The sequence below is a fragment of the Autumnicola tepida genome, from assembly GCF_031846485.1.
GTDB classification, from domain to species: Bacteria; Bacteroidota; Bacteroidia; order Flavobacteriales; family Flavobacteriaceae; genus Autumnicola; species Autumnicola tepida.
On the sequence record NZ_JAVRHQ010000008.1, the window covers coordinates 109531 to 131775 of the forward strand.

The window sequence follows — 22245 nt, forward strand, 5'->3', positions numbered from 1 at the left end:
GGATAAAAATAGTTTTCAATATAAAAAGAAAAGCAATTGAATTCAGAAGCGATATTTTACATTATTATAGGAATTATTATTATCGACTTTATTTTCGATAAAATCCTGGACACCCTAAACGCCAGGCATTTTGATGATCCCGTTCCCAAAGAACTCGACGATGTGTACAATTCCGAAGAATATGAAAAATCCCAGCGTTACAAAAAAGAGCGGTATAAATTTGGGTTGGTAATTTCAACATTTTCGGTTTTGCTTACGCTGGCTTTTATCATCTTTGGTGGATTTGCCTTTGTGGATGAAATTGCAAGAAATATTACGGATAATGCAATTCTCACCGCCCTTATTTTCTTCGGAATTATAATGTTTGGGAGCGATATTTTAATGCTGCCATTTTCCTGGTACAGCACTTTTGTGATCGAGGAAAAGTATGGCTTCAACAAAACCACAAAAAAGACATTTTTCCTTGATAAAATTAAGGGCTGGTTAATGACGGCCATTGTTGGCGGAGGCATCCTGGCACTCATCGTATGGTTTTACCAGGTGGCCGGGGATAATTTCTGGTGGTACGCCTGGATTTTAGTGGCGATATTTGCGGTTTTTATGAATATGTTCTACGCGAAGCTAATCGTTCCGCTTTTCAACAAACAAACTCCCCTACCCGAAGGTTCCCTACGCACCAAAATTGAAGAGTATGCGCAGAGCGTAGGTTTTACGCTGGACAAGATTTTTGTGATAGACGGTTCCAAAAGAAGCACCAAGGCGAACGCTTATTTTTCCGGTTTTGGAAGTGAAAAACGCATTACGCTTTATGACACGCTGGTAAATGATCTTGAAGATGAAGAAATTGTAGCCGTACTCGCGCATGAAGTGGGCCACTACAAGAAAAACCATATAATTGTGAATATGGCTGCTTCAATTTTAACCACAGGATTCACGCTTTGGTTACTTTCACTATTTGTAGGCAGCCCCCAACTTTCAGCGGCGCTGGGGGTGGAAACTGCCAGTTTTCATATTGGCCTTGTAGCCTTCGGGATTTTGTACAGCCCTATTTCAGAATTAACAGGCTTTATAATGAATTATTTATCCCGAAAATTCGAATACCAGGCCGATGATTTTGCCCGGAACACCTATAATGGCAATTTTCTGGTCTCCAGCTTAAAAAAGCTTTCCAAAAACAGCCTAAGCAATCTCACCCCGCATAAGCTTTATGTGAAAGTGCATTATTCGCACCCCACGCTATTGCAACGCTACAGGAATTTAAGGGGAATCGTGTAGTTGTTTCTTTACAATCTTAATCGTATTTTTAAAAAAAATGATGACAGAAGCGGCCATAAAGAAGGAAAACAAGGATATTGCGAGGCAGTACAAGGAACTCCTGCGCATAAGTTACCAAACCCTTAGCGAAGACGATAAAAAGCTTATTCGTTCAGCTTTCGATACCGCTGTAGATGCGCATAAGGACCAGCGCAGGAAATCGGGCGAAGCCTATATTTTCCATCCCATTGCCGTGGCCAAAATTGTCGCTTCGGAAATTGGGCTGGACGCCACCTCTATTGCCGCGGCCCTTTTACATGATGTGGTGGAAGACACCCGCTATACCCTGGAAGACATCAATACTATGTTTGGGGAAACCGTAGCGAAAATTGTAGACGGCCTTACCAAAATTTCCAGCCTTAAAAAAGACAAGGATGTTAGCCTGCAGGCCGAAAACTTCAGAAAAATGCTGCTTACCCTGAATGATGACATTAGGGTAATAATCATTAAAATCGCCGATCGCCTGCACAATATGCAAACCATGGATGCCATGCGGCCGGACAAGCAGGTGAAAATCGCTTCGGAAACGCTCTACATTTATGCTCCCATGGCGCACCGCATTGGGCTTTATAATATTAAAACAGAACTGGAAGACCTGGGGCTTAAATATACCGAGCCGGAAGTTTACCAGGAGATCCTTACCAAAATAAAGGAAAGTAAGGAACAGCAGGACGCTTATATTAGGGAATTTACCAAGGTTATAGAAGATTCCCTTCAGAAAGAAGATTTCAAATACGAGATAAAGGGCCGGCCAAAATCCATCTTTTCCATCCACCGTAAGATGCAGAAGCAAAATGTGGGATTTGATGAGGTTTACGACAAGTTTGCCATCAGAATTATTTATAAAAGTCAGCCTTACGACGAAAAATTCTTCGCCTGGAAAATTTATTCCATTGTTACCGATCATTTCAGGCCAAACCCCACGAGGTTAAGAGATTGGATTTCTTCCCCAAAATCTACCGGTTACGAGGCGCTGCATATTACCGTAATGGGGCCTAAGGGCCGCTGGGTGGAAGTGCAGATTAGGAGTGAGCGTATGAACGAAATTGCCGAAAAAGGCTATGCCGCGCATTACAAATACAAACAGGGGAACGTGCAGGAAGACCAGGGAATTGAAGAATGGCTGAACCGTTTGCAGGAAGCCCTTGAAAACCCGGAAGTGAATGCCGTTGATTTTGTAGAACAGTTTAAGCTGAACCTTTACGCCAAGGAAATCTTTGTGTTTACCCCCCAGGGGGATTTAAAATCTTTACCAAAAGGCGCTACGCCGCTGGATTTCGCATTCAGCATCCATACCGAAGTGGGCAGCCATACCCGTGGCGCAAGGGTAAACAATAAACTGGTACCCCTTAGCCATGAGTTAAAAAGTGGCGACCAGGTGGAGATCATAACTTCTGAAAGTGCCAAGCCCAATATCAACTGGCTGGATTATGCCAATACCGCCAGGGCAAGGGCAAAAATAAAATCTTCGCTTAAAGAAGAGAAAAAAGAAATTGCAGAAGAAGGAAAAGCGATCCTTAACCGAAAGCTGAAATCTCAAAAGATCGCCTTTAATGAAAAAACCATTAATGAGCTGGTGGTATATTTTCATTTAAAGACCAGTCTGGACCTTTTCTACCGTGTGGGAATAGGAAAAATAGATAACCAAAAAATAAAGGAATTTGCTTCCTCCCGCAGCAATGCCCTTGTAAGCTATATAAAGAGCAAGATCAAAAAACCGGTAGTAGCTGAAGATCTTAACAAAGACGAGATCACAGCTAAATACGACCAGCTGGTTTTCGGGAAAGATCAGGACGAGACCCTGGATTATAAGCTGGCCAGTTGCTGTAACCCCATTCCGGGTGACAATGTTTTTGGTTTTGTAACCGTTAGTGACGGGATTAAAGTGCATAAAAAAGATTGTCCAAACGCCATTCAGCTTCAAAGTAATTATGCTTACCGTATAATTCCTGCAAAATGGATAGACAGTTCGCAGCAGGATTTTAAAGCCGTTATCAGGCTAACCGGGATTGACAACCTGGGGCTGGTAAGCGAGATTACCAAAGAGATTTCCAGCAATATGAATGTGAACATGAAAAATATAAATTTTGAAAGTTCAGACGGCGTTTTCAGCGGTAGAATTACACTTGTGGTAAAAAATAACTCCATTCTTAATACCATCATCAACCGGCTCAAAAAAATTAACGGCATAGATAAGGTTACCCGTGAATAATCCCATACATTTGCTTTTGGAGGAAGAATTATGAGTAAAAAAGTTGTAAATAAAAACGACCAGGCGGTCGTAAAGAACGTATTTACGAAGTACCTGGAGGATAAAGGCCATAGGAAGACACCTGAACGTTTTGCCATTCTTCAGGAAATCTACAATAATGACGATCATTTTGATATTGAATCACTTTATATCAAAATGAAAAATAAAAAGTACCGAGTTAGCCGGGCCACGCTTTACAATACCATAGAATTACTGCTGGGCTGCGGACTGGTGCGAAAACACCAGTTTGGGCAAAACCAGGCACAATACGAAAAATCTTATTTTGATCGAAACCACGATCATATTATCCTTACAGATTCCGGCGAGGTAATAGAATTCTGCGATCCCCGCATACAGTCTATTAAAAAAACCATAGAAGAGGTTTTTGATATAGAAATTACCAAACATTCTTTATATTTTTACGGCAACAAAAAAGAAACCAACTAACCAAATATTCATGGCGGTAGATTTACTTCTCGGGCTCCAGTGGGGCGACGAGGGAAAAGGAAAAATTGTTGATGTATTCACTTCAAAATACGACATTATAGCCAGATTCCAGGGAGGGCCTAACGCCGGCCATACATTGGAATTTGATGGGCAAAAACATGTTCTCCATACTATCCCTTCAGGTATATTCCATCCCGGCACTATTAATCTGGTTGGGAACGGGGTGGTTATTGATCCCGTGATTTTCAATAAGGAATTAAAAAACCTGGACAAGCATAATGTGGATTATAAATCCAACCTGCTAATCTCCAGAAAAGCTCACATTATTCTGCCAACACACCGGCTTTTGGACGCTGCCTCTGAAGCTTCCAAGGGAAAAGCCAAAATTGGCTCTACCCTTAAAGGCATTGGCCCTACTTATATGGACAAAACCGGGAGAAACGGTTTAAGGGTTGGAGACCTGGAACTTGATAACTGGGAAGAAAAATACCGTTCGCTTGCTAATAAGCATGAAAAAATGATTGAATTCTACAATGTAGATGTTCAATATAATCTTTCGGAACTGGAAAAAGAATTTTTCGATTCCGTAAAAGTGCTGAAAGAATTATCTTTTATAGACAGTGAAGATTATCTCCAAAAAGCACAGGCAGAAGGTAAAACCATTTTAGCCGAAGGCGCACAAGGCTCCTTGCTGGATATAGATTTTGGAACATATCCCTTTGTAACCTCATCCAATACAACAGCGGCAGGCGCCTGCACGGGATTGGGAGTGGCACCACGACAAATTGGTGAAGCTTTTGGAATTTTTAAAGCCTATACTACCCGCGTTGGTAGTGGCCCCTTCCCTACCGAGCTTTTTAACGAAGACGGGGAAACCATGGGCCGTGTGGGCAATGAATTTGGCGCCACCACCGGAAGGCCAAGAAGGTGCGGCTGGCTTGATCTTGTAGCTCTTAAATACGCCGTACAGGTAAACGGGATCACTCAGCTGATTATGATGAAAGGAGATGTTTTAAGCGGGTTTGAAACTCTGAAGGTTTGTACCGCTTATAATTACAGGGGAGAAGAAATTACTCACTTACCTTATAATATAGAAGCCGAGAATGTAACTCCGGTTTATACTGAAATGAAAGGCTGGGCGGCAGATTTAACTAAAATGACGGAAGCTTCAGAATTACCTGAAGAATTTAATAATTATGTAAGTTTTCTTGAAAAAGAACTGCAGGTTTCGGTTTCAATAGCTTCAGTTGGGCCTGATAGAAAACAAACCATAAGGCTTTAATTTCTGCTAAATAATAGAATTAAAAAAAGCTGCTTCTCACGAAACAGCCTTTTCCTTTTCATAACAGTTTTTGTGAACTTTATCTAATCTTCGCTATCTTCACCGTCACTATCCATTACAATAAAATTGGAAGCAATAGCATTTACCTCATCCATAGTCAATGGCTCGTCAAATGCTGCCGTTATTGCATCATTTCCTCCAAAATCATCAAACATTCCAGCAAGATCTACACCTCCTTGCTCTGTATTTTGTTCTCCTGCATATATACCTGCAAAGGCATCTGGAATAGTTGTATTATTTTGAACAATCCACCCTTTCTCTCCTCGCATCCTTCTTACTTGGGAAGCGTGACGAGCTTCAACAGAATGAATTTGAAGAGCGTACGTTAACAAATCGTCGTCATCCATTAAAGCACCAGCTTGGCCTTTATAGGCTCTTACTCCAGTGTCCTCGAAACCTTGAGACAAGGCTAGAAAAGTTTGATAGTTTGAGAAGGTATCAAGATTCAATCCTTTTCCGGTAAAATCAAAAGTTGGTTCTGCAATAGCATCATCACCTAATGCACCCATTAAAAACTCCACATGATCGTCTTCATGTTTGGAAATTTGAGCAAAAACATCCCTGTGTTCATCTGGAATCAGACCGTCTGTATCTAAAGCCATACGATAGAAATTTCTTTCTAAATATTCCAGTGTAAGTGCAAAATTCAATACATTTGTTGGAGATGCCTGAAACATCGCACTACTCATTGCAGCAGTTGCTGCCTTTGTTTTGGAACTAGTAGCTGCCAAACCAAACGGAATAGAAGCGAGTGCTACATCTTTACCTATATTTTTAAATTGCTTAAAAGCATCCCTTCTGGAAGTATTTGCCGCGAGAGATTCTTTATCAGCTAAATTTTCTAAAAGCTTTATAAATTTCATAATTGTTTTTTAAAGTTAATAAATAATTAAATTGAGCTTATGGTAACTCATTCGCAGTAAAGTCTTCCTCAATAACATCAAGTCCTACAACAGCTGGTAAAATTTCTGAAGGATTTTGTGCTTTATCATAAGCTGGATCTCCCCCATCTCTTAATGCTACTAATACTTCATCCCTAGCAAACGCAGTGGTATTCGGTTCTAATAAATCAGCAATAGCAGAAGCATGTCTTGCTTCAACTGAAACAATTTTACCGGCAAGAAGTAAATATTCTGGAGTAGTAATTATACTACCTGCACCATTATATGCAGATACACCAGTATCTTCTAACAGCCGTGCTGTTTCAAGAACGGATTGTCTACTAGAAAAATCTACAGCTCCTGAAAAGTCAAAAGTAAGTTCAGGTAGCATCTGATCTTGTGTAATCGTTCCGTTATCCACTAAGCCCTGAATGGCAGTTTTAAAAAATTCTCGGTGAATCACCTCGTGATTTCTAATATCTGTTAATGTTTCTTCCTCAGATATACCATCTACATCCATAGCCCCAGAATAAAAATTAGCCACCACTTCAGTGTAGAAAGCCGCCTCCAATTGTTCTAAAGCATAAGCGTAGTTAAAAACACCTATATTTCCACTTCCAAGATCAAAAGCTGCAGGTTCTTCCGGCTCTTCTGGTTCTTCTGGTTCTTCTGGCTCCATTGGGTCAGGCTCCTGGCCTGCAGGATTAAAATCGTCATCCTCACTACAGGAATACATTAAAAAGCTGGAACCTGCAAAAGCAAGGCCGCCTAATTTTATAAATCTCCTCCGGGATTTAAATTTTCCGTTTTTTGGCGATTCCTCTTGAAAATCGACCTTTACAACTGGTTTCTTCATAATTAAAATTTTTAGTTCACGGTTAAACTTACGAAGTGAATCAGCAGAGAGATTTTAAACATGAGTTAATGTTTTACTAAAGCAATGGGAGGAATATTAAAATTTCCCAATTTTTAGAAATATTTGTCTTTTCTTCTGAAACTATTAACAAAAAATTATTGCTGATTATGAATTAATTCCAGCAATGGTCTGCTTCTTGATTTAGAAAATTATAGTGTCCTCTTTGCCTATTTTTGCACATCTGCTTTTTAAGGCGATTTTGACTATTTTTACAAAAAATTTTCCACTTGAAGAATCTTCTCTCCATTCTAGTACTCCTGCTTTTTATGAAATCGGCTTTTATTTATGCACAGGAAGCTAAACAAATTGATTATACCAGTGACCGGCAGGTTAAAAATGAAGAAAGATATCCCGGTGCGATTATTTTAAGTAAGGTGGAAGACCAGGTGCATTTCACCCACCAGGGGATTGAAGTATGGTGTGATAATGCGGTTTTTTACAATGAGGCTAATTTTTTTAAAGCCTTTGGGAATGTTAGGATGACCCAGGGCGACACCGTAAGCATGTCCAGCAAGTACGCTGAATATAACGGCACCACCCAATTTGCCTTTGCCAGCGGGGATGTGGTAATGAAAAGGCCACAAACAACTCTTCTTACCGATACTTTATTCTTTAACCGTATGAAGCAGCAGGCTTACTATCGCAGTGGCGGTAAGGTAATCGACACTGCTTACGTGCTTACCAGCCGTATTGGTACTTATTATATGAAAGACGACAAATATTCTTTCGTTTCCAAAGTAGTTATTACCAATCCTGAATATGAAATCACCTCCAGCCAGATGGATATGTATTCTGAAACAGGCCATGCCTATTTCTACGGCCCCACGGTAATACAAAGTGAAACCAGCACCGTTTACTGCGAACGCGGATTTTATGATACCCGTGCTGACGAAGGTTACTTTGTCAAAAATTCCAGAATAGACTATGAAAATCGTATAGTAGAAGGAGATAGCCTTTATTTTGACAGGAGCCGGAATTTTGCTTCTGCCACCAATAATATTAAGGTTACTGATACTATTAACCGCAGCGTGGTTACCGGCCATTATGCGGAAGTTTTCCGGGACAGGGATTCGGTTATTATTACAAAACGGCCTTTAGCAGCCACGCTGCAGGATCAGGATTCAGTTTTTATACATAGTGACACTTTGATGATTACCGGGAAACCTGAGAAACGGGTGATTCGCGGATTTTACGATGTACGTCTTTTCAAAAACGGGATGAGCGGAAAAAGTGATTCTATATATGTAGACCAGGAAACCGGGCTTACCAAACTGATCAATCTGAATTCCGGACCAGTAACCTCGGTGTCCAAACGCAGGAGTCCGGTTTTGTGGTCCGGGGAAAGCCAAATGACCGGAGACACCATTCATCTTAAAAGCAATCCGGAGACAGAGCAACTGGATTCGCTCCTGGTATTTAACAACGCCTTTCTTATCCAAAAAGACACCATAAAAGGATACAACCAGGTAAAAGGAATGGAGCTGGTTGGCCTTTTCCAGGATAACGAAATTTACCAGGTGGACATTAATAAGAATACTGAAACGCTGAATTACATGAGAAATGAAAATCAGGAACTTATTGGTATTAACCGTGCTGTTTCCAGTTCTATAAGAATAATGCTTAATAACAGGAAGATTGAAGACATCTATTACTTTACCAATCCGGATGGCGCCCTTACCCCGGAAGAAGAATTTCCGGTTAACGAGCGGGAATTAACAGGTTTCAACTGGCGGGGCGAGGAAAGATTAATGACAAAAGAAGATTTATTTGCCGGAAAACCCGCACCCGAATTAGTCAAAATTGAAGGAATTCCCCTTCCGGAGGAACAGGAGGAGTTTTTTGATGAACGGGAAGAAGACGATCTGCTGCTAAATGAAAATTCCAGGTTAAAACCGGAAGACCTGCAAAATGAAAAACCTCAGGATTCTACCGATGTATTACCTGAACAAGCACCACTTCAAAATCCACCAAATTCAGGAAATACTGCCCGGTCTGCCACGGACTCACTTCAGGTACCAGAACCCGCCACCACACTTCAGCAGAATAAACCACGAAAAGAAGACGAAGATTGAAAGACGACTTTCTTAGATACCAGGCGCAAACTACGCCGCACCCGCTTGCACTGGAAGTGCTTAAAGCAAAAGGATCCTATATATACACCACAGATGGCCGGAAGCACCTGGACTTTGTGGCAGGAGTCTCCGCCTGCTCCCTCGGGCACTGCCATCCAAAAGTGGTAAAAGCCGTTAAAGACCAGGCTGAAAGATATATGCATGTAATGGTGTACGGCGAATATGCGCAGGAGCCGGCAACAGAATTAAGCAGGCTTCTCGCCACTCACCTGCCGGGTAAACTTAGTAAAACCTATCTCACCAATTCGGGTACTGAAGCTATTGAAGGTTCTTTAAAACTTGCCAGGAGGGCGACCGGAAGATCTGAGATTATAGCCGCGAGAAACGCCTATCACGGAAACACAATGGGTTCGCTTAGCCTGATGAGCCTGGAAGAACGCATGGCCCCTTTCCGGCCCCTGCTGGGAGATATTTCTTTTCTGAATTTCAACAAAACTGAAGACCTGGAAAAAATTACGGAGCATACAGCGGCGGTTATTCTTGAAACTATTCAGGGTGGTGCCGGTTTTATTCTTCCGCAAAATAACTTTTTGAAAAAAGTAAAGCAGCGATGTTCAGAAGTTGGCGCCCTGCTGATTTTGGATGAAATCCAGCCCGGTTTCGGCAGGACCGGAAAACTCTTTGGATTTGAGAATTTTGATGTGGAACCAGACATTGTGGCATTGGGCAAAGGTATGGGTGGCGGAATGCCTATAGGCGCCTTTTCAGCATCAGAAGAACTTATGGACCTGCTCAGCGACAATCCAAAAATGGGACATATTACCACTTTTGGTGGAAATCCTGTAATTGCCGCAGCTGCATTGGCCACTTTAAAAGAGATCACAGAGACCAGTCTTATGCCTGCAACCCTTCAGAAAGAAAAATTATTCCGGGAGCTCCTTGTACATCCTCTTATTGAGGAAATCAGGGGCATGGGCCTTATGCTGGCAGCCATTATGAAATCTGAAGAAGTCGCCAATGAAGTCATTCTTCAGTGCAAAGAAAAAGGGCTAATTCTCTTTTGGCTTCTAATTGAAAAAAGAGCCATTCGTATCACTCCGCCATTAACCATTTCAGAAGAAGAAATCCGGGAAGGATGTGGCATTATTATTGACGTTCTAAAAAGGTTAAATCCTTAGCAAGCCCTGTTGATTAATTTGTTAACAACAATATCAAATTGCGCACGGAGAGCTGGTAATGATTTATAATTTTAATACTGTAGAAATCCCGTAATACCTTGTTTATGCAATTAAGCCATAACGAAGAAAACAATTTCTCGCTTACCCGCTTCGAATCAATGTTAAGAACAAATGATGTCCTCTTCTTCGACTCTAACGAGTTTGAGAACATTATCCATTATTATTTGGAGAACGGTAAAATTGCATTAGCAAAAAAAGCCGTGAAACTTGGGCTGGCGCAACACCCTACCTCTACTAACCTCAAATTATTTAAAGTTGAGATTTTAGTGTTTGAAGATAAACTGGATCTGGCCGATGGCCTTCTGGACGAATTACAGGAACTGGAGGCTTCCAATGAAGAAATTTATATTCAGAAAGCGCAAATTCTCTCCAAGAGGGACGAGCACCAAAAAGCTATTGATGTTCTGGAAAAAGCCCTTGAAATTACTTTAGATGATGCCGATGTGCATTCCCTTATAGGAATGGAATATCTTTTTCTGGAAGATTTTGAAAATGCCAAGTACAGCTTTATGAAATGCCTGGAGGCAGATGAAGAGGATTATTCGGCCTTGTATAATGTGATGTACTGCTTCGATTTTCTTGAACAAAAAGAAGAAGCCATCGCTTACCTAAACATGTACCTGAACAAAAATCCCTATTGCGAGGTAGCCTGGCACCAGGTAGGAAAGCAATATTTTGACCTTAAGGAATATAACAAGGCACTGGCAGCATTCGATTTTGCCATTATAAGCGACGATTATTTTGTGGGGGCTTATCTTGAAAAAGGCAAAGTCCTGGAAAAGCTTGGTAAGTATAACGAGGCTATAGAAAATTACAAGATCACCCTTAAACTTGATGACCCAACTTCTTTTGCGTATCTGCGCATTGGAAAATGTTACGAAAAACTGGGAGCAGATGACCTCGCGCTTAAAAATTACCGCAAGACCGTTCATGAAGACCCATTGCTGGATAAAGGATGGATAGCCATAACCGATTTTTACGTTAAAAAACTGAATTTTCAGAAGGCCCTTTACTATATAAACAAGGCGATTAATATTGATGAGGAAAACGTGCTTTACTGGAAGCGATACGCTAAAATCAACAGTCGGCTTAATTTTTATGAAGAAGCAGAGCAGGGCTATAAAAAGAGTCTGGAATTAGGCAATTATGAGCTCGAAACATGGATAAGAAGGTGTGATATTTTAATTGGATTGGGAGAGTTTGAAACCGCCGTGCAAAATCTGCTGCAGGCTATGGAATTTTATCCTGAAACAGCCGAAATCGAGTACAGGCTTTCCGGATTATATTTCTGTTTAAATGAAGCAGACAAAGCTTATTATCATCTTAAAAATGCCTTGAGAATAGACGCTGAATATTATATTATTATAGAAGAGCTTTTCCCGAAAATATTCAGAAGAAAGAGTGTGAAAGACCTCATTAATGCTTATGTAAAAACTTCATAAAAATGCAGCCTGGAATCTATTTTGAATTTTAATCTTGGAATAATAATTTACAATTAAGGATTTAAGCCTTTTTTGCACAAAACTTTTCTAAATTCAAATTTAACACTGCACCTTCTAATACTCCTGCAGGTCTGGATCAATATGAACAATTAGCATTATTTCCCTTGTAGTTTTCTGCTATAATGTCCATTTAAGCCTAAACTTTAAACTTTTTTAACCTTTAACTTTTTTACCTTTGGCTGAATTTTAAATTAAGGGCATGCAGCGAAGCTTCAGAGATTATTTTACCATCACTTTAAAAGGAATTGCCATGGGGGCTGCAGATGTGGTTCCCGGAGTTTCCGGAGGCACCATAGCTTTTATCTCCGGCATTTATGAAGAACTTATCGCTACTATTGGAGGTGTAAACCTGTCGCTGCTGAAGGTGTGGAGGACCGAGGGTTTTTCGAGCATGTGGAAGCAGCTTAACGGATCTTTCCTGGTCGCCCTGCTTTCCGGAATCCTTATTAGTGTATTTACCCTAATGCGCCTTACGAATTACCTGCTGGAAACCCATCCGGTGTTAATCTGGTCTTTCTTTTTTGGATTAGTACTCTCCAGCATTTGGTTTGTTGGTAAACAAATCCCAAAGTGGAATTTTAAAGTCGTCATTGCATTGCTTATAGGAGCCGGAGTCGCTTTTTACATTGTCTCTCTTCCGCCAATGGGTGGGAATTCAAGTTCACTATTCCTGTTTTTCGCGGGAGCTGTGGCAGTTTGTGCCATGATTTTGCCGGGAATTTCCGGAGCTTTTATCCTCCTGCTTTTAGGCGCCTACAAGACTGTGACAGAAGCAGCTCATGCTTTTGACATCAAAACTTTAGCCATTGTTGCCGTAGGCGCTGTTTTTGGATTATTGTCTTTCTCCAAACTTTTAAAATGGCTTTTCAATAATTATAGTACAATTACCCTGGCAGTACTAACTGGTTTTATTGCCGGGTCCCTAAATAAAATATGGCCCTGGAAAAAGGTGCTGGAAACGGCAACTTTTGGCGATAAGGAAATGGTGGTAAGGGAAAGTTCGGTTTTACCCTGGAATTTCCCGGGAGACCCGCAAATGCTTTTCGCTGTTGCGCTTATGGTTGCCGGTTTTGTTTTGATAATCGCCCTGGAACATTTTGCCACTCAAAAACCTTTAAGCGAATAATGCAGCAAACCAGGACCTTCACCGATAAATTTTTTTTGGTGCTCAAAGGCCTTGCCATGGGAGCAGCAAATAAAGTGCCCGGTGTTTCCGGCGGAGTGGTCGCTTTTGTTGCCGGTTTTTACGAGGAATTTATCTATTCCCTTCAAAAAGTAAATTTAAAAGCCTTTAAACTGCTTATTGGCGGAAGGTTTCGAAGCCTTTACCAATATATAAATGGTAAGTTCCTGGGGCTGCTAATCCTGGGAATGCTTATAAGTTACTTTAGCGTATCCAAACTATTGGATTACCTCATTGTTCATTTTGAATTGTACGTTTGGGCTTCCTTCTTCGGAATGATTATCGGCTCCATTTATTACATCAGCAAAGATTTTGAAGAATGGAGCAAAAGAAGCCTTGTTTTTTTGATTATTGGCATTACCCTTGGCGCGGCTATCAGTTTTCTTGAACCGGCAAAAGAAAATGACAATTTATGGTTCGTGTTTTTCTGCGGGATAATAAGCGTCTCGGGAATGACGCTTCCGGGATTTTCGGGCTCCTTTATTTTAATTCTGATGGGCAATTATGTACTGCTTCTGGTAGATTCTGTAAATGCCCTTTATGATACTATTGCCGATGTTTTGAGCCTGGACTTTTCTTTTCCCGATGAACGCCTGCGTCTTCTAAAGGTGCTCGTGGTATTCACACTGGGATCGTTGGCAGGGCTGGTTTCTCTCTCCCACCTTTTGGGTTATGTTTTAAAGCATTATAAAAAGGATACTTTTGCTGTAATAATAGGCTTTATTACCGGTTCCCTTGGAGTGGTATGGCCCTGGAAGGAAAAAATTTTTAAACGTGGCCCCCTGGGGAATGTACTGTTAGACAGCCGTGGTGATAAGATTATTGATAATTACGACCGCTATTTTCCTGATTTTGGCAATACTGAAACCTGGATCGCAATCCTCTTTATTTTAACCGGAATCGCTATTGTACTTGCACTGGCATGGTATGAAAAGAACAATTCAAAAATATGAAAGTATACGGGCTCCTTGGCAGAAATATTGACTACTCTTTTTCCAGAAGTTATTTTTCTGAAAAATTTCAGAAGGAAAATATCAATGCTGAATACCGCAATTTTGATATTGCCGAAATTGGCAAATTTCCTGATGTACTGAAGCAAAATAAACATTTGAAAGGCATGAATGTCACCATTCCCTACAAACAGGCGGTGATAAAATATCTGGATGGATTAGATGAAAATGCGGAAGAAATTGGCGCAGTGAATACTATTAAAATCGAAAGCAACGGAAAACTTACCGGCCACAATACAGATTTTTATGGCTTTAGCGAATCTCTGAAGCCTTTACTTAGAGCACATCATTCTCACGCGCTTATTCTTGGCACAGGCGGCGCCTCCAAAGCAGTAGCTTTTGCTTTAAAAAATCTCGGGATAACATTCCGCTACGTTTCACGAACTCCGGAAAAGGGACAGTTAATTTACGCTGATCTTTCCGAAGAAATTTTCAGGAAATATAGCATTGTGGTGAACAGCACTCCGCTGGGAACTTTTCCTAGTACTGAAGAGTGTCCCGATCTTCCCTATGAGAATTTCACAGAAAAACACCTGGCTTACGACCTGATTTACAATCCTTCTACCACAAAATTTATGGAACTGGCAGCCAAAAATGGAGCAAAGACTATAAACGGCTCAAAAATGCTTCGGCTACAGGCTGAAAAGGCATGGGAAATATGGAATTCCTGAGAGTAATTTTTTTAACATATCCTTACAAATAAACCCAATCTCTTGCCCAATTTTAGGGGAGTTGTTATCTTTCAGGCATAATAATTATCACGAACGCTAACATTGAAAGATATGTCTCAAGAAGAAAAGGATAAGGAACAAAAGGAATTTTCAGGTAACCCATCGAACACTCCTGAAAACACTTCAGATTCCGCAGGAAAAGATACTAAGGAAGGTACAGCCGCTAAGGCTTCAGGGCCTGTTGGTGAACCATCTTCTGAGGCTGCAAAAGATTCAGATAAAAAAGCTGAAAACCTGGAAGAAACGCTTAATCCGGCCAAACCCGATGCTATTGAGGCCGACCCTGCTTCAGAAGAAGAAAAAAGGGCGGCTGCAGAGAAAGTTTCAGCTTCCGCAGAAGAAGAAGTCCAGGAAAATGATACCGCTGCTGCCGTAGTGAAGGAGAATGAGAAACAGCAACTGCCAAGGGAGAACAATGAAGACAAATTCTCTGAAGGTGTTCATTATGAGAATGTGGAAAAGAAAACTTCAGCAGAAGACACTTCAGCAAAATCGGCAGAGAATGCCGGAGAGACGGAAGAAAAGCCTCATCCCGACAATGACACTGCCGGTGCTTTTGTTCAGGAGAATAAAAAACAAGAAGACATTTCTGCAAACAGCCGCTCCCGGGAGAAAGACGAAGACAGTAATGATGACGATGATGTGGACCATGTGGGTGGCGCCATACTTGATGAAAACAGGAAATCTTCAAAAACTCACCAGGAGGATGTAGACGAGGCGGTTGCCGAAGAAAGCGAAGACGAATGCGCCGGTGAGCGCCACGATATTGAAAAAAAGGACTACCATTCCATGAGCAAGGAGCAACTCGCCAATGAGCTTGAATCTTTGCTGAAAAAGGAAAAAGTACAGGCCATAAAAGAACACGTTATCGAGATCCGCACCGAATTTAATGCCAAATTCGATGAGGAGCTGGAAGAGAAGAAGGAAGATTTTCTGGCTGACGGGGGAAATATTATAGACTTCCACTACTCTACTCCTTTAAGCAAACGCTTTAACGATCTTTATTTTGATTACAAGGAAAAGCGAAACCGCTATTATAAGCAGTTAAAGCAGGATCTTAATCAAAACCTGAATAAGCGCCTGGAGATTATTGAAGAATTAAAAGGACTTATTGATGTTGAAGAAAACATCAATACCACGTACAAACATTTTAAAGATTTGCAGGATCGCTGGAAAACGGCCGGCGCCATTCCGCGGGATAAATACAACACGGTCTGGAACACCTATCACCACCACGTAGAGAATTTTTATGATTTCCTGCACCTTAACAGGGAATTCCGCGATCTGGATTTTAAGCACAACCTCGAGCAGAAATTAAAAGTTATAGACCGCGCCGAGGAACTGGCAGAAGAACAAGACATTAACCGCGCCTTCCGGGAGTTGCAAATGCTTCATAAAATGTGGAAGGAAGAACTTGGGCCGGTGGGCAAGGAATACCGGGAAGACATCTGGAGCCGGTTTAGTGATGCCACAAAGAAGATCCACGATAAACGCCAGGAGTATTTTAACCAGCTTGATGCGCAGTATGAAAAAAACTGGGAAACCAAGCAGGAAATTATTTCCAAAATAAGGGGAATTGCCGAACAGGATCTTGACAGCCACAATAAATGGCAACAAAAAATTAAAGAAATTGAAGCTTTAAGGGAGCAGTTTTTTAAAGCCGGAAAGGTGCCGCGCTCCAAAAATGAAGAGACCTGGAGTGAGTTTAAACAGACGGTTAGAAAGTTTAACCGTAAAAAGAATTCCTTTTACAAGGAACTGAAAAAGCAGCAGTACGATAACCTGGAAAAGAAGAAGGAGCTCATTAAAATCGCGGAAGACAATAAGGAAAGTGACGATTTTAAGACCGTAACCCCGTTAATGAAAAAAATCCAGGCAGACTGGAAAAAGATCGGGCATGTTCCCCGAAAGGACAGCGATAAGGTTTGGAAGCAGTTTAAAGCTGCCTGTAATCATTATTTTGACAGGCTGCACGCCAGCAGAAACGAAGAAAACAAAGAAGAATCTGAAGCTTTTGAACAGAAAAAAGAAATTTTGGATAAACTAAAGGCTTTGGAACTGAGTGGCAATAAAGAAGAAGATCTGGCGAAAATAAAAGAGCAGATTGCTGCCTGGAAGAAGTTGGGAAGAGTACCTTATAACAAGCGGTTTATAGAAGGCAAGTTTAATAAAATACTGGACCAGTTATTTGGCAAACTGGATGTGAACCACTCCAGGGCCGAGATGATGAAGTATGAAAACAAGCTGCAAAGCCTTAATGATGCCGATGATGAAAAGCAGATCAGGAATGAACATTATTTCCTCACCAAAAAAATTGAAGAAACAAAAGCTGAAATCCGCCAGCTGGAAAATAACCTCCAGTTTTTCTCCAATGTAGACGACAATAATCCACTCGTGCAGGAAGTTCATAAAAACATTAACGACCATAAAGCACAGTTGGAAGTCTGGAAAAAGAAATTAAAAAAGGTAAAAAACCTGTATTAAAAATTGTTAGATGCTTTGCAGTTTATGCAATGGGAGAACCAGGCCTTTCCACAAGTGGAAGGAAATAGAATACGCCCGCTGTAAAAACTGCAAAGCTGTTTTACTTCTCCCCCAATGTTACCTTCCTGCTGAAGACGAAAAAAACCGCTATCTCAGGCACAATAACGATGTTGCCGATCTGCATTACATCAGGTTTACCGCACCCATAACCAATGCTATCCTAGAAGATTTTCCCAAAGAAGCCAGCGGCCTTGATTACGGCTGCGGAACAGGGCCGGTTATTGCAAACCAGTTGCAAAGCAAAGAATATAATGTCGCCCTGTATGATTATTTCTTTAAGAATGACAAAAATCTACTGAAGCAGCAGTATGACTTTATTATTTGCTCTGAAGTTATGGAGCATTTTCATTATCCCGCGGCAGAATTCAGGGAACTGGCTGCCATGTTAAATCCCGGCGGAAAATTGTATTGTAAAACTTCCCTTTATTCTGAAGCTATAGATTTTGAAAACTGGTATTATAAAAATGATAATACCCACGTAATTTTTTATACCGAAGAAAGCCTGCAATGGATCAGGGAAAATATGGGTTTTGCTTCATTAAGAATTTCTGAAGACCTGATTGTTTTTAGAAAATAGTGATTTAACAGTTGTCGCTTTACAGGTTATGGCTTAAATTTCGGCTCCAAATCAAACTACAATCAGTGATACTCCAAACCTTAAACCTTTTTCGCTTCATTCCAGAACACGTCCATTTCTGCCAGCGTCATATCTTTTAAGGCCTTGTTTTTCTCTTTGGCTTTTTCTTCAAGATACTGAAAGCGTTTTATAAATTTCTTGTTCGTTCTTTCCAGCGCATTTTCAGGGTTTACCTTTAGAAAACGGGCATAATTAATCATCGAGAACAAAACATCCCCAAATTCGGCTTCTATTTCATCCCTGTTATTGGCGTTTACCTCATGCTGCAATTCTCCAAGCTCCTCCTGCAGTTTTTCAAAAACCTGCTGCGGCTCTTCCCAGTCAAATCCCACACCTGCCACCTTATCCTGGATCCTGTTGGCTTTTACCATTGCCGGTAAGGAGCGGGGAACACCTTCCAAAACACTCTTTTTCCCCTCTTTCAGCTTTAAATTTTCCCAGTTTTTCTTAACATCTTCTTCATTGGCAACTTTCACATCGCCATAGATATGCGGATGCCGGGAAATTAATTTTTCACAGATAGAATTCGCCACATCGGCAATATCAAAATCATTGGTTTCACTACCTATTTTAGCGTAAAACACAAGATGCAGCAATACATCGCCCAACTCTTTTTTCACTTCTTCCATATCCTTATCCAGGATAGCATCCCCAAGTTCGTAAGTTTCCTCTATGGTTAGATGGCGCAGGGATTCCATGGTTTGTTTACGGTCCCAGGGACACTGCTCCCTTAACTCCTCCATTATGGTTAAAAGTCGGTCAAATGCTTTCAGCTGTTCTTCTCTTGAATTCATGCTAAATCTTATTTAGCGTAAAAATAAGATTTTGAAGGGGAGAAAGAGAAAATAAGCATGAAGAAAATCGAGGTTTAATCTATCCTTTTGTATTTGTAAAGGCAGGCTTCTATACAGCCTATACCACCCAGGATCATAACCCTGGAACCCAATGTATCTACCCGCCAGCTTAGGTGTTCCTCCTCACAATCCAATTGTAAAATATTATCTTCAAGGGTAAATTCCCCTTCACTACAATTCTGGCGGCCGGAAGAACTGAATTTTCCATTATCAAAAAAGGTATAAATATTACCGTTTTTTACCGGTCTCCATTCAGTCTCACCCCCGGGACTAACATAGGATTCGGTAAGTTCCCAGGTTCCGGTAATGTTCTGAACATTTACATCCAAAACGGTAATTTCCTCTTCTTCTGAATTACAACCAAAGATCATTAGAAGTAAGGCGAGGCTGCTTAATTGTAATAGTACTTTCATGATTCCTGTTTTTAATTAGATACTTAAGGATTAGAAAGGTTGCGTTAGAAATTTATTTTTACGGCTTTTTATTATTCTTCCGACTTTCAGGAATGATCCATTGGGACTTCCGATGAATATACCGCCCAAAAAAAGCTCCCTGGTTTCCCAGGAAGCTTGTAAAAGGGGTGGAAGACCGGGTTCGAACCGGCGACCTCTGGAACCACAATCCAGCGCTCTAACCAGCTGAGCTACGACCACCATTTTAATTGCGGTTGCAAATGTAAGTTATTTATACATTTCCGCAAAGAAAAAATTCCATTTTAAATAAGGTCAAAAACAGAATCTACTGCCACATACCGCTCTGCAGTAAAGCCTTCGCCATGCTCTGTATTAATTATTCTTCCTAAATCCCGGGCGCGGTAATTTATGCTTTCCAGGAAGTTACTGCTGGAAATAGGTGTTTGAGGTTCTTTGCTTTCCGCGTCAAAAAATTGGGTTTTATAAGCTTTAACGGCTTCCATTTTTTTATCGATATAACCGGAAATATCAACAACAAAATCTGGTTCCAGATTCTTCCATTGTATGTAATGAAAAACGTGCTTTGGCCTCCATGCTTCCTGTTTCTTCTGGTCATGAATGGTCTCTATCTTGCGCAATCCACTCAAAAAGCAGGCATCGCTAACCAACTTGGCTCCTTTGCCATGATCTATATGCCGATCATCAACCGCATTGCAAAGTACAATCTCCGGTCTGTATCTTCTTAATATTTTAATTATCTCAAGTTGGTGAGAAGTGTTATTGATGAAGAAACCATCGCTAAATTCTAAATTATGCCTCATTTTAACCCCCAGGATTTTTGCAGCTTCCGCCGCTTCCCTGTCCCTGGTTTCTGCTGTACCCCGGGTACCCAATTCGCCGCGGGTGAGATCAAGAATTCCAACTTTTTTTCCCCTGTCCACTTCTTTTGCAATGGTGCCCGCACAACTCAGTTCCACATCATCAGGATGGGAGCCCACCGCTAAAATATCTAATTTCATTCCTTTTGCTTTTCCTTTTGCTTATTTTATCTGCCCGAGTGCCTGTTCAATATCATCTATTAGGTCTTCTTTTTCCTCAATTCCCAGGGAGAAACGCAACAATCCGTCACGAATTCCCTGCTTCTCCCTTTCCTCCGGCGTTAAAAGCCCATGCGAGGTTTTTGATGGAGAAAGAATGGTAGATTCCACTCCCGCAAGGCTCATTGATGATTTTATGAGCTTCAGTTTCTTCTGAAAAAGGTCGGCATCAAGGCCTTCTTTTAGTTCAAAAGATAACATCCCGCCAAATCCTTTCATTTGAGAAGCGGCGACCTTATGATCGGGATGCGATTCAAGGCCGGGATAATAAACTTTTGCTACGTCCTGGTGCTGATCTAGAAATTCAGCTAAACGCATGGCATTTTCATTTTGTGCTTTTACCCGAAGTCCCATAGTTTTCAGGCTTCGCTCCAGAAGCCAGACAGTATGATCGCTTAAACTTCCGCCGAAATTTTTGGCGAGCTGAAAGATCTTGTCGATATGCTCTTCCGAAGCTATTGCCGTCCCGGCCAAGATATCACTATGGCCACCCATATATTTTGTAGCAGAATGTAAAACCACATCAATTCCAAAATCTATAGGATTTTGATTTACGGGCGAGGCAAAAGTATTGTCAATCATACTTACCAGCCCGTGTTTTTTAGAAATTTCAGCAATAGCTTTAATATCGGTTACCGTAAGTAATGGATTGGAAGGCGTTTCAATATAGATCACCCTGGTATTTTCCTTTACTTCCTTTTCAAAAGAAGCAGGGGAATAATCTTCAGTAAACGTGTATTCAATCCCGAATTTATCAAACTCTTCCACCACCAGATTGCTCGTGCCGCCATACAAGGTGTTTTGAAATACAACGTGGTCTCCTTTATGTAAAAACGCCAAAAGGGCTGTACTAACCGCAGCCATTCCACTTCCAAAAATAAGGGCGGCCTCTCCATGTTCCAGGGCAGCCATTTTTTGTGCAAGGGCTACCTGGTTTGGAGTATTGAAGTATCGCGGGTAACGCTTTACCTCTACATCTTCAAAAGCATAGGAGGTAGACATGTAAAGCGGAGAAACCGCGCCTTTAAATTGCTCGTCCTTAAGTTCCCCTACATGCGTGCAAATGGTATTTATACCTTTATATTTTTCAGCCATTAAATAGTATTAATTCGTGATTTTTAAAATTTTTCCTAATGTAAAAAGAATAATCCTAAACTGCCCGCTTTGCCCGTACATAAAGGCTTAGTTTCAAATTATATTAACTAAAAAGAAAGCTTTCCTGCCCTTTTTCTTACATTTAAGCCAAATCAATTTTAACTTTAAACCATGAGTATACTTTCTTCCCTTTTAGGAAATGCCGGAGCTATAGATAAGGAAAAGCTGCAAGCCGATTACGGGAAACTTTTAATCCCTTCAGAAAATATTGAGGCCGGTTTTAAAATTATCCGAGACACCTTTATTTTTACCAATAAAAGACTCATACTTATTGATGTACAGGGAATTACCGGCAGAAAGACCGAATATTTTTCTGTGCTCTACAAAAGCATTACAAGATTTAGCGTGGAAACTGCGGGAAGTTTTGATCTGGATGCAGAATTGAAGATCTGGATTTCGGGGGAATCGACACCTTCTATCTCCAAGAAATTTGATAAAAAAGTGAATATCTACGAGGTTCAAAAGCTTTTAGCTGAATTTACCTTGTAATTTCTGAAGCTATGGACGCTGCCGGATAGAAATTGATACCACTGAAGTAAAATTATCTTATGAAAATGTACGATATAATTTTTTCCCACCCTTGCGATCCGCCTAACTTCAGAAAATAAAAAAAAGCTAAAAGACCGGTTAGGATCGCTCAGCCATTTTTTAACCGGCT

19 protein-coding genes and 1 tRNA gene are annotated in these 22245 nt (G+C 40.9%); 13 read left to right on the forward strand and 7 right to left on the reverse strand.

Translation table 11 applies throughout. The features are described 5' to 3' along the window. Positions 1-36 precede the first annotated feature (36 nt). Genes RM553_RS08565 through RM553_RS08580 form a run of 4 tightly spaced genes read left to right on the forward strand, consistent with a single transcriptional unit; the run spans position 37 to position 5294 of the window. Complete coding sequence (locus tag RM553_RS08565) at positions 37-1275, forward strand: M48 family metallopeptidase (RefSeq protein WP_311534504.1); 1239 nt, start codon at positions 37-39, stop codon at positions 1273-1275. 40 nt (positions 1276-1315) lie between these two features. After that, positions 1316-3526 (forward strand): RelA/SpoT family protein, encoded by a 2211-nt coding sequence (locus RM553_RS08570; RefSeq protein ID WP_311534550.1) that lies wholly within the window; start codon positions 1316-1318, stop codon positions 3524-3526. A gap of 30 nt (positions 3527-3556) precedes the next feature. After that, entirely contained in the window at positions 3557-4012 is a 456-nt protein-coding gene (locus RM553_RS08575) for a Fur family transcriptional regulator (protein WP_311534505.1), read from the forward strand. 10 nt (positions 4013-4022) lie between these two features. Beyond that, complete coding sequence (locus RM553_RS08580; RefSeq protein WP_311534506.1) at positions 4023-5294, forward strand: adenylosuccinate synthase; 1272 nt, start codon at positions 4023-4025, stop codon at positions 5292-5294. Positions 5295-5377: 83 nt separating this feature from the next. Here RM553_RS08580 and RM553_RS08585 read toward each other — a convergent pair whose 3' ends face one another. After that, positions 5378-6217, reverse strand: a complete 840-nt coding sequence (locus RM553_RS08585; protein WP_311534507.1) for a ferritin-like domain-containing protein — start codon at positions 6215-6217, stop codon at positions 5378-5380. 37 nt (positions 6218-6254) lie between these two features. Continuing rightward, entirely contained in the window at positions 6255-7091 is an 837-nt protein-coding gene (locus RM553_RS08590; protein ID WP_311534508.1) for a ferritin-like domain-containing protein, read from the reverse strand. Between the two features lie 326 nt (positions 7092-7417). On the opposite strand from RM553_RS08590, the gene RM553_RS08595 reads away from it, so the two are divergent. From RM553_RS08595 to RM553_RS08630, 8 genes are all read left to right on the forward strand, one after another. Further along, positions 7418-9223, forward strand: a complete 1806-nt coding sequence (locus RM553_RS08595) for an OstA-like protein (RefSeq protein WP_311534551.1) — start codon at positions 7418-7420, stop codon at positions 9221-9223. Beyond that, positions 9220-10401 (forward strand): aspartate aminotransferase family protein, encoded by a 1182-nt coding sequence (locus RM553_RS08600; protein ID WP_311534509.1) that lies wholly within the window; start codon positions 9220-9222, stop codon positions 10399-10401. The genes RM553_RS08595 and RM553_RS08600 overlap by 4 nt, the downstream gene beginning before the upstream one ends. Before the next feature lie 104 nt (positions 10402-10505). Further along, entirely contained in the window at positions 10506-11903 is a 1398-nt protein-coding gene (locus RM553_RS08605) for a tetratricopeptide repeat protein (RefSeq protein WP_311534510.1), read from the forward strand. A 259-nt stretch (positions 11904-12162) separates the two neighbouring features. Further along, complete coding sequence (locus RM553_RS08610) at positions 12163-13089, forward strand: DUF368 domain-containing protein (RefSeq protein ID WP_311534511.1); 927 nt, start codon at positions 12163-12165, stop codon at positions 13087-13089. Continuing rightward, the gene (locus RM553_RS08615) at positions 13089-14099 is read left to right on the forward strand and encodes a DUF368 domain-containing protein (RefSeq protein WP_311534512.1); all 1011 of its coding nucleotides are present in this window, start codon (positions 13089-13091) and stop codon (positions 14097-14099) included. The genes RM553_RS08610 and RM553_RS08615 overlap by 1 nt, the downstream gene beginning before the upstream one ends. After that, complete coding sequence (locus tag RM553_RS08620) at positions 14096-14827, forward strand: shikimate dehydrogenase family protein (protein WP_311534513.1); 732 nt, start codon at positions 14096-14098, stop codon at positions 14825-14827. The genes RM553_RS08615 and RM553_RS08620 overlap by 4 nt, the downstream gene beginning before the upstream one ends. Before the next feature lie 111 nt (positions 14828-14938). Beyond that, positions 14939-17371: a DUF349 domain-containing protein gene (locus RM553_RS08625; protein ID WP_311534514.1), complete on the forward strand. Its 2433-nt coding sequence runs from the start codon at positions 14939-14941 to the stop codon at positions 17369-17371. Between the two features lie 10 nt (positions 17372-17381). Beyond that, on the forward strand, positions 17382-18008 hold the full coding sequence (locus tag RM553_RS08630; protein WP_311534515.1) for a class I SAM-dependent methyltransferase: 627 nt from the start codon (positions 17382-17384) through the stop codon (positions 18006-18008). Between the two features lie 80 nt (positions 18009-18088). Here RM553_RS08630 and mazG read toward each other — a convergent pair whose 3' ends face one another. The 5 genes from mazG to RM553_RS08655 form a co-directional block, all read right to left on the reverse strand. Beyond that, on the reverse strand, positions 18089-18862 hold the full coding sequence (gene mazG / locus RM553_RS08635) for a nucleoside triphosphate pyrophosphohydrolase (protein WP_311534516.1): 774 nt from the start codon (positions 18860-18862) through the stop codon (positions 18089-18091). Positions 18863-18936: 74 nt separating this feature from the next. Beyond that, complete coding sequence (locus RM553_RS08640) at positions 18937-19335, reverse strand: lipocalin family protein (RefSeq protein WP_311534517.1); 399 nt, start codon at positions 19333-19335, stop codon at positions 18937-18939. 165 nt (positions 19336-19500) lie between these two features. Then, positions 19501-19576, reverse strand: a tRNA-His gene (locus tag RM553_RS08645). A 61-nt stretch (positions 19577-19637) separates the two neighbouring features. Continuing rightward, positions 19638-20354 carry a bacillithiol biosynthesis deacetylase BshB1 gene (gene bshB1 / locus RM553_RS08650; RefSeq protein WP_311534518.1) on the reverse strand — a complete coding sequence of 239 codons (717 nt, stop codon included), beginning with the start codon at positions 20352-20354 and terminating at the stop codon, positions 19638-19640. Between the two features lie 21 nt (positions 20355-20375). Further along, on the reverse strand, positions 20376-21527 hold the full coding sequence (locus tag RM553_RS08655) for a trans-sulfuration enzyme family protein (RefSeq protein WP_311534519.1): 1152 nt from the start codon (positions 21525-21527) through the stop codon (positions 20376-20378). 171 nt (positions 21528-21698) lie between these two features. On the opposite strand from RM553_RS08655, the gene RM553_RS08660 reads away from it, so the two are divergent. After that, on the forward strand, positions 21699-22076 hold the full coding sequence (locus tag RM553_RS08660) for a PH domain-containing protein (protein WP_311534520.1): 378 nt from the start codon (positions 21699-21701) through the stop codon (positions 22074-22076). Positions 22077-22245 lie beyond the last annotated feature (169 nt).